We start from the raw sequence: 11,501 nt of genomic DNA on the forward strand, positions 1-11,501 counted from the left end.
GCACCAGCAGCCCCGACAGGTCGTCGAGCGTGCCGATGGTCAGCACGGTGAGGCCCGCCACGCTCTGCATGCGCGGGTGCGCGCGTTCGTCGCAGATCACGGCCGCCACGGCGGTGTCGACGGGGAAAGCCAGGGCCGCTTGCCGCAGGCGCGCCAGAGGCACGGCCGAACCCACGACGACGAACGCGATCGACAGACGTTCGCCGGCCTCGGATGCCAGGCGGCAGACGTCTTCTACGGGCATGGTGTTGTCGTGCCGATCGAGGCCGCTGAAGCCGTCGAGCATCGCGCGCGGCGACACCACCGGAAGGTGGCGGATCGCGCGGAGGCGCCCCTTCACCACGCGGGGGATCTCGGAACCGGTGACGACATCGACGTCGCGGGCATCGCGAACGGCGCGGAGGCCCAGAGAGGCCGCCGCGGAGACGGCGAGCTCGTACTCATCGGCATCCGCATACTCCGGTGTCGCCGCGGCGAGCACGACCGCCATGCGGGAGCGGCGGGACTCCTCGTACTGGCGGACCATGAGACGCCCGGTCTTTGCGGTGGATTTCCAATGCACCTGGCGGCGCGCGTCGCCGGGGACGTACTCGCGGATTGCGTGGAACGACATGTCGGCATCCACGAGGCGACGCGTCGCGCTCCCCTCGAGGTCGCGGATCAGACCGGCGCTGGTCGAGGGGAGGGCGACGGTGCGCGGGTGCACGAAGAGGTCGTGCACGTCGTCGAAAGCGTGCTCGCGCCGCAGTAATCCCACCGGGTCGCTCCGCACGGTCGTCACCGGACCGATCCGGACGACGCCGCGGGGCAGCGGAGGGATCTGCAGCGGCTCGGTCGTGGCGTGTCCCGGACGCAGAAACGGCACGCCGAACTCGACCAGCCCGCGCCCCACCGGGATGTCGAGTCGTCCGGGCAGAGCGGCGCGCGCAGCGTCGTTGCGCACCACGACTTCGCCCGTCACGCCGTGGCCGGCGACCACACGCTCATGCTGCAGCGTGAGGTCGACGTCGTAGGCGCGGGCGCCGAAGAGGAACGGAACACTCATGGCGAGCAGCAGGAGCGCGGCGGCCCCCGCGACCATCCACTCGACCCATCCGAACAGGACGCCGAGGATCAGACCGAACGTGGCGGCGGCGACCACGACGGCGCCGGCCGGGCGCACCGTGCGACCGGCCCATCGCGCGGCCGTCACGACGGCGGCGATGAGGGCCCGCCACAGCTCCGTCGCCCGCACCACGGCTCGTACGATCTGGCGCTGACGTCGGACCGACGTCGACGTGACCGACGTGCGCGAACCGGTCCGCAACGTGCCGGCGGACGTTCTCGTCAGGCGCGATTCGGTGAGACCGTTGTCGGGCATGCGTCACCTCCCGGCGCCGGACGGATCGCGGGGATGCGTGACATCGTCACACGCTCTCGCGCTGCGTGGGAGGAAGCGTGTCGAGCAGGACCTGACCGATCACGGCCTCCTGCGTCACCCCGTCGAACTCGGCCTCGGGGTGCAGGATCAGGCGGTGCGAGAGCACCGCGACGGCGAGGGCTTTGACGTCGTCGGGTGTGACGTACGTGCGGCCCTTCGCGGCCGCGCGCGCACGGGTCGCCCGGGTCAGGGCGAGGGCGCCGCGGATGCTGACGCCGAGGCGCACCTCGTCGGCCGTGCGGGTGGCATCCACGAGACGCGCGATGTAGTCGAGCACGAGGGCGTCGACGTACACGGATGCCGCGAGGTCGGCCATGCCGACGAGCGCCTGAGGGGTGATGATGGCGCGCAACTCCGCGGTGGCGACCGCCGCCCCGTCGAGGATGCGGACGGTCGCGGCGTGATCGGGGTACCCGAGGGAGGTGCGCAGGAGGAATCGGTCGAGCTGCGCCTCGGGGAGGCGGTAGGTCCCGGCCTGTTCGACGGGGTTCTGCGTCGCCAGCACGAGGAACGGCACGCCCACCTGGCGCGAAACGCCGTCGATCGTGACGCTGCCCTCTTCCATGACCTCGAGCAGCGCCGACTGGGTCTTCGGGCTCGCGCGGTTGATCTCGTCGGCGAGGACAATGTTGGCGAAGATCGGACCGGTGTGGAACTCGAACGAGCCGGTCTTCTGGTCGTAGACGGTGATTCCGGTGATGTCACCCGGCAGCAGATCCGGGGTGAACTGGATGCGCGTGTTCGTGCCCTGCACGGACTGCGCCACGGCGCGCGCGAGCGACGTCTTGCCCGTGCCGGGGACGTCCTCGAGCAGGACATGCCCGTCGCTGAGCATGGCCGTCAGCACGAGCTCGACGACGTGACGCTTACCGAGGACGGCGCGCTCGACGTTGTCGGCGATCTGCGAGAAGGTCTGGGAGAACCAGGTGGCCTGCTCCTGGGTGATCGTCATGTCGTCTTCCTTGGCTGAGAGGGGAGGGATGCCGGGACGGCTCGGGATCAGGGAGCCGACGCGCCGGGTCGGCAGGAGCCGGCGAATTCGACGGTCTTCGGGTTCAGATTCCACGCCGGGTCGGCCCAGGCCACTGTGACGCCGACGCGGTCGACGGTCGTCGCACCAATCGGGACGAGGGTCGGATCGTCGGGGTTCGTCGGCAGCTGCGTCCCAGTCGCATCCCGGTACACCACGTTGCCGTAGATGGGGGTCACGATGCCCGCGCCGTCGGTCGTCGTGACCTCTGCGACGAGTCGGCCGCCACCCTCGCAACTGGCGATGCTCCACGACGCTTGCACCTGGTACGGAGCGCTACCCTGGGCCGGCTTCACCAGACCGGGCTGAGACCGTGTGTCCCACACATCGTGCTGGAAGTACACGAGGATGTTGGGGTCGCGACCGAAGACGGTGGATCCGGGACCCCAGTTGTCGTACACGACCTTGTTGTTGCGCGGCGGCGGGGTGCCCGCCTCGATCTTGCGATCGAAGAACCAGCGCGCGGTGTTGTCCTTGACTTCTGCATCGGGGTTGACGCGGAACGTGTAGCCCTCCGGGGCGGCGTCGTTCTGCGCGACGTTCAGACTCTGCTTGACGCCGACCGCTCCGTAGGACTCGCCCCGGAAGAACGTCTCGACGCAGAGTGTGTAGTCGTAGCTCTCGCCGTCGTTGCGTTTCGGGAACTCCTCGCGCGCCGAATCCGAAGACGGCTGGCACCGGGACCGCCCCTCCGAAATGTCGTACTTCAGCTCGACATCGGTGCCGTTGGGCTGGGCCGAGCCCTCGGCGACGACGGTCGACTGCTGGTCGCCCGTCGAACGCGACGTGAGGTTCAGAACGAGGTTCTGCGCGACGCCCACACCGTGCGCGGTGCCGACGAGCTCGCCCCCGTTCGATGCTCCGCCGAGTCCCGGCGGCAGGGTGAACCGCGAGATCGGGCGGATCGTGATGCTGGTGGCGGTGTTGGACCCGACGACGAACCGGCGCACCTGCACCTCGTCTTGGTTGCGTCCGACATCGACGCGGACGGTCTGGCCCACCGGGCTGGAGATCTCGAGCGCGCCGGTCTCCGACCCGTCGACACCGCTGATCACCAGGTCGGCGACGTTGCCCTCGCCGCCGGTCTGCACCGGGGTGAAAGCCAGTTCGCGCGGCTGGGCGGGCGGGCGGTACGCCCACCCTGTCGTGCGCACAGCCCCCCGGGACTCCCCGACGGCGTTGACCGCGGTCACGACGTACTCCCGCTGCTCGCCGTTCGGGGCCGAGATGGGCGGGCACGATCCGTCGGGCGCGCACTGGCCCACGGTCTGTCCACCCGTGCGCACCATGAAGCCGGAGAGGCCCGGGTATGCGCGTCCCGACTCACCCGGATCGACGCGCAGCGTCAGGGAACCGTCGGCGAAGGCGGTCTGCCGCACGCTCGACGGGGAACGAGGGTAGCCCAGCAGGTCGAGGGTGACGCGGGCGTCGCGGGTGGACGCGGTCGTTCGTCCCTGTGCATCGCGAAGGGTCACGACGGCGCTGCACGATGCACCCGGTGTGTCGTCGTTCCACGACGCCGCGACGCTCGACGTCGACGCGACGGAGAAGCTTACGCCCGTGCAGCTGGCCGTCGGTCTGACCGCCACGACCTCGAGAGGCGTACCCGGAAGCGGGTTCACCTCACCCGGGGTTCCGATGACCCCGATGGTGCAGCTCGTTCCCGCGGCCTGGGAGCACTGCGACGACGTGGTGCCCCCCTGGGGCAGTGTCGAGGGCGCGGCGCCCACACGCAGCACGAGACGCGCCGGCGCCACCGCCTCGTGGCTCGTGATCGACACGACGGCGACGTTCTCGGTGCCGGGCAGGGCGCGGTCGTCGCCCGTCACGGTCACGACGGATCCGTCGAGCGACACCGCGAAGGCCGAGCCCGAGGACTCCAGCGCATAGCGGACGCCCCCCGCGTCTTCGCGACCGAGCTGCCACGACGTCATGTTGCGCAGGTCGAAGGTGGCCGTCTCCCCCGGACCCACCGTGAGCGCGCCCGGCCGCAGTTCGGGCTGCGGATTTCGGGCGACGACGCCGACCGGCACCGACAGCACCGTCCACTCCTCGCTGCCCGCCACCCGGACGGGAACGCGGCACGCGTCGGTCCACGGCGAGCCGCTGCCCGCGTCGTAGGTGACGACGGAACCTGCGACCGTGCATCGCCCCTCGGCGCGAACGCCCGTAGGGGTAACGTCGGCGCCGACCTCGAGCGTCGCGCGGCGAGGCAGCGCGACCAGGGACGCCATGTCGAACGAGACCGATGCGAGTTCGTCGACGCGCTGTGCAGCGTTCGGTCGGAGCGAGAGGCTCAGGTCGTCGTCTCCCGGCACCCGGAGGAAGGCGTACGTGGTGACATCGGCGTCGCCCACGCGACCGGTGACGGCGAACGGAACGACCCGGCGCGTCGCCGGGAGTGCGCCGGAGATGCGCCGACCCTCCAGTTGAACGTCGACCGGATCACCCCACAGTGCCACGTCGAGGTCGCTGACCTCGCCACCCGACCACGTGGCCTTACCGGAGATCACGTCGACACCGGCGGCGAAGTCGTCGCGGTTCTCGACCGTCAAGACCGTGTCGGTGACGACGGGGTAGTCGGGCACGTTCTCGCGCACGACCTTCACCACGATCAGGCCGCGGCCGGTGTTGCCGGAATCCGATGCCACGTCGTACAGGAACGACAGGGTGCCCGGCTGCTCGCCCGCGCGAAGGACGACGGCGGTGTCGGATACGGCGCCGATGAAGCCCCCGAGGCGCTCGTACTCCGGGTTGTCGCTGCCGTCGACGAGCCTCTCGGGGAGATCCGGGCGCACACCGCTGAGGGTGAGGCGGCCCTGCGTGGGGTCGATGTCGTTCGCCAGGGGGCTGACACGGACCGTGCGGTCGGCGCCCGCCTGCACCTGCACGTAGTCGGTGAAGGTGATGGGGCTCGGGTTCGCCTCGGCATCCAGCACGCCGATGCGGACGGTGCCTTCTCCGGTGGCGCCCGCCGAATCGGACACGCGATAGCGCAGCGACACCTGGCCGCGGTCTCCCGGGAGCGAGGAGTACAGGATCGACGCCCCGTCGGGCGACACGGATGCCGTCCCTCGCTCGGGCTGCGTCACGATGCGGTCGAGCGTCACGGCGTCGCCGTCGGGGTCGACCGCGAAGGCGTCGAAGTCGATCGTGGTCGTCCCGCCGCTGAGCACACGCCCCTCGAGCGTGCCCGGGAGCGGCGCGCGGTTCGCGTCGTCGCCGAGGACGGTGATGCGCACCGTCGCCTCGTCCCACAGCGACGGCGTCCCGGTCGTCGAGACGCGGTACGAGACCTCGTACGCGCCCGGCGTCGTCGGCGCCAGGTAGCGGAGCAGACCGCCGGATGCGAAGGCGAGACCGTCGGCGGCAGGGGTGGCCCGGACGCTCGAGGGATCGAGCGTGGGGCGCCCGCCGGCCGGCGAAATGTCGTTGTCGAGTACGGGGATATCGATCTGCGCGCCGGCGCGGACGGTCACGGAGTCGTTGACGGCGATGGGCGCGATCTCGGGCGCCGGCGGCAGCAGATAGACCGTCGCCTCCCCCGTCACCCGCGAACCCTCGTCGTCGGTGCCGTCGCTGACGGTGTAGCCCACCGTACCGAGGAGGCCGGCCGCGCCGTCGGCCGTGCTCCCCGAGACGCGGAGGTCGTTCTGGCCCACCGTGTCGACGGTGAGCGACGCGCCCTCTTCGGCGTCGGCGTCGACCTCGCTCAGCAGCAGCACCCGTCCCGTCGGATTGGAGACGGCGCGGAAGACATCGAGGGTCGCATCTTCTTGCGGCCGGACGAAGGCCACGACCGGGGCGGTCGACAACTGCGCCGGGGCATCGGCGGGCAGCAGAGTGACGCGCGCCGTCCCGTTCGCGTCGCGGCCTCCTCCGTTGACGGTGAAGTCGACGCGGTAGACGCCCGGTTGCGCCGCGGTGAGTTCGAAGGCGGTACTGCCGCCGATGACCGTGGCCGTCGCCGCCGCGCCGTCGACGACGCGGACGGAGGCCAGCGAGATGTCACCCGCGGTGCCGGTCACGTGGGGGCCGACGTCGATCGAGATCGAGGAATCGACGGTGTCGACCACGGCGAAGGACTGCACGGAGAGCGCCGGGTCGGGCGTCACACGGACGAGGAGGGGTTTGGTGGTCGTCGCCCCTCGGGTGTCGGCGACGGTGACGTCGAGTTCGACGTTCTGCTCGCCGCCGGATCCGTCGTCGGCGTGCTGGTAGACGATGTCGCCGCTGGGGGTCGCAGCGACCGTGCCGATGCCGCCCGGGTTCTCGACGGAGAGCAGGAGGAGCGGGTCGCCGTCGGGGTCGACCCAGCCCGAGAGGACGGGGACGGTGACGGTGCCCCCGCGGGCGACCTCGGGGGTGGGCCAGGGCTGCAGGCAGACCGTAACACCGCACCACACCGGCGCCGCGTTTCCGTCGGCGGGCGACACGGCGAGCGTGACCGTGGTGGGCGCGGACGTCAGCCCCTCTGCCGCGGTGCCGTCGGTCACCGCGTAGGTGAAGGTCGCGCTGCCCACGGCCGTCGGCGAGACCCGCACCGCGAGCCGCTGTCCGGAGTCGGTCAGCGAGAGGGACCCGAAGCCGGGATCCAGGCCCGTCACGCTTTCGCCCACGATGCTCAGCACGTCTTCGTTGGGGTCGTGGTCGTTTAACAGGACGGGAAGCGTGACGAGGCGCCCCGGACGCACCCCGAACGAATCCGGTTCGGCGATCGGCGGCTTCGGGTCGAGCACGACGCTGAGCTGCTCCTCGCTCTGCACCGCGGTCTGCTCGGTCCGGTCATCCAGCGACCAGTTCTGGCTCGAGGGGACGAGCGAGCCGTCGGGCACCGTCCACACCCAGCCCGTGCGCGTCTCGTTCAGGATGACCGCGTGCGCGGTGGCGACGAAGACCGGTCGGCGCTGGTCGGGCATCGTGGCCCCGCCGTAGTCGAGACCGGTTTCACCCTGGTCGGATCGCCACAGCGTGCCGCGCGCTTCGCCCGGGAGCAGCCACGCGGCGTAGGCGACCCCCTGGTGCCAGACCGGTCGCGCGGGTTGCCCCAGCACGTTGCCGCCGCCGCCCACTTCGCGCCGGGGCGCGGAGCCGTCGGTGGGAATCGTCCACAGCGATTGGTCGTCGGCCACGTAGACGGCACGGGCGTCGGGGTCGGCATCGCCCACCACGACCTGGTCGCCGGTCTCTATGTCGACGGCATCACCACCGCGGACCCACACGCGACCGGCTTCCGCGTCGACGAGCACCCAGGTGTCGCCCGCCGATGAAATCACGGGCGACGTGACGTCGGCGTCGAGGTCGTCGCGGCCCCTGACCTCATCGGACTCGATGTCGTAGCGCAGGACCGACGAGTCGGCCGACGAGTAGGCGAACAGCATCCCCCGGTCATCGAGGGCGACCGCATCGGCCGCGTAGGCGGTCTCGTCGTCGTCGCCCTCGGCACCGAAGGGGTCGAGCTCGACGGCCGCCTGGCCGGCGCGGCTCAGTCGTCCGGCGAAGAGCGCCCCGGCATCGGTGCGGTACACGACGTAGTCGCCCGCCGTGACGACGGAGGTGGTCCCCGGGGGTGTGTCGGGGGCGGCCTGCAGCTGCTCCTCTTGCAGATCGACGGGCGACGCCTCATCGATGCGCGTGAGCTTGCTGTAACTGTCGGTGAAGAGGTACGCGCCGTCGCCGGACTGCGCCACCTGGCTGGGATTGCCCGCCGTGCGGACGGTGTCGAGCTCGCCGACGGCGGTGTTCACGCGCGCGTAGCGCTGGCCGTCGCCCGTCTGAAGCGCCCAGACGGAGGTGTCGACCTCGGGCGTCTGCTGCGCGTCGAGCCCGGGCCAGACGACACTCGCCGTCACCACCAGCGCCGCCGACACCACGGCGGCGGTCAGGCCGGCGACGGTGCTGCGCTTCATCGGAGCACGCCCGTGGCGTGAAGGGCCGCCACGACGACGGCGCCCGCCGTCACGACCGTGGCCGCCGCGAGCACCCAGGGCAGCGGGTGGAACGTCTTCGACGCGGGTGCGGCGATGTCGGTGTCTTCGTCGCGGGCGTAGCCGGCGACCCCCGACGAGGCGCGGTGTTTGCGCGCGCCCTCGCGCTCGATGTGCGAGCGGGCCGGTCCTCGCAGTGTTCCGTCGGCGAAGTCGACCGCACGGGCGGCGGGCGCCCACTCTGCGGCGGGGACTTCGAGGGGCGTCGCGGGCAGGCCCATCTCGGCCTGCACCGTCTGCAACGCCTCGCCGAACTCGCGCGCGCTGGCGTGTCGATCGGAGGGGTTGCGCGACATCGACCGCTCGAGCACCCGTTGCAGGGCCGCCGGGACGTCGGCACGGGCGACGTCGGTGTACGACCCCCGTGCGATGCGGCGGCGCAGCTGCTCTCGCGAGTTCTGACCCTTCTCGCGGCGTTCGAACGGGCTGTGTCCGGCCAGCAGCGAGTACACGGTCGCCCCGAGGCTCCACACCTCGCTCGCGACGGTTCCCGCGGTCTGCTCGGCGACGACCTCGGGCGCGCTCCACGGCACCGACATCGCCAGCATCTCGTCGGCGCCCTGCCGCACCAGCGACGAGGAGATGCCGAAGTCGGCGAGCACGGGGGCGCCGAAGGTGGTGACGAGGATGTTGCTGGGCTTGACGTCGCGATGGATGAGGCCCGCGTGATGCGCCGACTCGAGCGCCCCCGACATGCGCACGCCGATCGACAGGACCTCTGCCAGCGGCATCCTTTCCACTCGGAAACGCTGGGCGAGCGAGCCCGGACAGTACTCCATGACGATGTAGGGCCGGCCGTCGGCCGAGATCCCCGCCTGGTACACGGTGACGATCGACGGGTGGGCCGACAGGTGAGCGAGCACGTCGGCCTCGGCGTTGAACATGCGCAGCAGATCGGCGTCTCGCACGTCGCTGGGCAGGACCTTCACGGCCACGTCGCGGCGGGGCATGTCTTGCCCGTAGAGGAAGACGTCGGCGAAGCCACCGGAGCCGAGGGGACGGATGTACGCGAGCCCGGGCAGGATGGGCGGCGACGAGGGGAGCCGCTGCGGCATCGAGCTCCCTCCGGACGATGCGTCCGCGACACCACTGGCGAACGACCCGACGATGCTAACAAAACAGCATGATCGCGCCCGCCGTCTGTACACAGGCGGTTCACGATGCCGGGGGCTCGGACTCCCGGGGATCGAACGGCGCGTCCAGCGAACGCGTCAGGTCGTCGAGGAGCGCCGCGATCTGCGGCTCGACGTACTCCGCGACGGCCGACTGGATGCGCAGGCGGTGGTGGAGCAGGATCGAACACACCTCGCGACCGATCATGTTCGCGTAATCGTCGGCCAGCCCGACCTCCTGGCGGAGCGCCGCTTTGGCGGCATCCGAGAGCGGGGGAAGAGCCGGGAGCTCGGCATCCTCCTCGGCGGCAAGGCCCGTCAGGGTGAACAGGAACGGTGATCCGGGCTCGGGATCGGGGTCGAGCGGCATCCCCTCGAACTCGGGCTCGAGACCCTCGGAGGGGCGGTAGGAACGCCGCCGGTTGCGCTCGGACTGCTGGTCGAGCTCGGCCTGGAGCATCGGCAGGTTGCGGGCGGTGTAGTCGGCGACGGCGTGATCGACGATGCCCTTCACGCGGGTGGAGAGGCCGTGCTGTACGCCGTGAGGCACATCCGAGCCCAACCCGGCGGCCGAGAGCACGGGCGAGCCGAAGCAACGGCGGCACGGGGCGACGCGCCCGCGATGGTTCGCCGGCTCCCACCGGGGCAGCCAACGCAGCCAGGCATCCACCGCCTGACCGACCTGGCTCTCGAGCGACCGCTCCACGGTCCTACGCTAGCCCGACACGCCCGGGAACTCGCGGACGCCACGGTCCCCGCGCGTCAGGAGGGCGTGAGACCCCGGATGCCGCGCCTCAGGGCGCGTCGTCGTCGTCTTCCCACGTCCACCGCGGTCCGCTCGTGCGCGAACGCGCGAGGAGGATCCCGAACAACGCCGCCAGGAGACCCACCGCCGCAACAACCGGACCGGCGAAGCCCAGGGCGACGCTGCTCGCGGCCGCGACGCCGCGCGCGGGATCGGCGCCACTGACGAGGGCCCCGATCACGACACCGATGATCTCGCCCACGTACGCCGCGATCGCGCACGGAACGGCGGTGAGGAAGCTCGGCGGGACGGCCCGTAGGCCCCAGAAGAGCACGCCCGCGAAGGAGCCGAGGGCAGCCACCTGTCCGATCACGCCCGGCACCGCGCCGAGCCCGCGCACGGGGATGACGTCGGCGTCGAGGACGAGGCTCGCCACCCCCAGCGCGGCGATCGAGAGCGCGATGAAGATGACGGAGGCGAAAACGACCGCGACCGGCGGGGTGACCCCCGCCGGTCGCGGCTCATTCGTCATGGCATCCGTTTCAGCGCTGCGACAGCTGCGGGCCGGCTTCGAGGGTGCGCTCGTACTCGCGCTGCGCCTCGGCGTTGAGCTCGGTCACGCGGCGACCGCGGGCGGCCACCCACGCTCCGAACCAGATGGTGAGCTCGCGGCCGAGCACGAAGGCCACGATCGCCAGCGGAGCGAGCACGTTGTTCAGCAGCAGATCGGCCGACTCGCGCCCGGTGATCATCCAGAACGGTTCGGCGATGAGCACGCCGAGCAGGTGCCCGGCCCAGGCGACGACGCCGACGACCAGGCCCCATACGACCCAGTGACCCCAGCGACCGCGGTTGATCAGCGCACCGAGGAACCAGAAGCCCAGGTAGAACGCCACCGTGGGAACCCACAGGCCCCAGGTGCCGAGAGTGGAGAGGGCTGCGGTGCCGAGGTCGGCGATCTGCAGCCCGTCGGTCAGCAGTCGCAGGCCGAGGGTGGCGGCGAGGTACAGCACGGCGAAGGCGAGCGCCGCGAGCAGACCGATGGCACCGGCGGCGCCGCGGTTGCCGCGCGGCCGCGGAGCCTCGGGGGCCTGCACGAAGATGGGCTGCGGTGTGCCGAACGCGCGGGTGGGCTCCTCGGACGCGGGCGTCGACGCGGAGGTACCGGCACCGGCGACGGCAGCACCCGTTCCGGCCGCGACGGCCG

The 11,501-nt window shown here is 71.4% G+C and carries 6 protein-coding genes and 1 pseudogene; all 7 read right to left on the reverse strand.

Going from position 1 to position 11,501, the window contains the following annotated elements; translation table 11 throughout:
- Positions 1 to 1,360: DUF58 domain-containing protein (locus RWP81_RS08940; protein WP_314455044.1), on the reverse strand; the 1,360-nt coding region annotated here is incomplete at its 3' end.
- 46 nt (positions 1,361 to 1,406) lie between these two features.
- A complete protein-coding gene (locus RWP81_RS08945) occupies positions 1,407 to 2,372 on the reverse strand; it encodes a MoxR family ATPase (RefSeq protein ID WP_314455047.1) in 966 nt (321 codons plus the stop codon).
- A 47-nt stretch (positions 2,373 to 2,419) separates the two neighbouring features.
- Positions 2,420 to 8,359 carry an Ig-like domain-containing protein gene (locus RWP81_RS08950; RefSeq protein ID WP_314455049.1) on the reverse strand — a complete coding sequence of 1,980 codons (5,940 nt, stop codon included), beginning with the start codon at positions 8,357 to 8,359 and terminating at the stop codon, positions 2,420 to 2,422.
- Entirely contained in the window at positions 8,356 to 9,492 is a 1,137-nt protein-coding gene (locus tag RWP81_RS08955; RefSeq protein WP_314455052.1) for a serine/threonine-protein kinase, read from the reverse strand. The genes RWP81_RS08950 and RWP81_RS08955 overlap by 4 nt, the downstream gene beginning before the upstream one ends.
- A gap of 100 nt (positions 9,493 to 9,592) precedes the next feature.
- On the reverse strand, positions 9,593 to 10,255 hold the full coding sequence (locus RWP81_RS08960; protein WP_055959355.1) for a hypothetical protein: 663 nt from the start codon (positions 10,253 to 10,255) through the stop codon (positions 9,593 to 9,595).
- Positions 10,256 to 10,343: 88 nt separating this feature from the next.
- Positions 10,344 to 10,826 carry a hypothetical protein gene (locus RWP81_RS08965; protein ID WP_314455056.1) on the reverse strand — a complete coding sequence of 161 codons (483 nt, stop codon included), beginning with the start codon at positions 10,824 to 10,826 and terminating at the stop codon, positions 10,344 to 10,346.
- Between the two features lie 10 nt (positions 10,827 to 10,836).
- A pseudogene (locus RWP81_RS08970) lies at positions 10,837 to 11,501 on the reverse strand (ABC transporter); the annotation flags it as partial.

Origin of the sequence: uncultured Microbacterium sp. (genome assembly GCF_963521695.1) — a bacterium.
GTDB lineage: Bacteria > Actinomycetota > Actinomycetes > Actinomycetales > Microbacteriaceae > Microbacterium.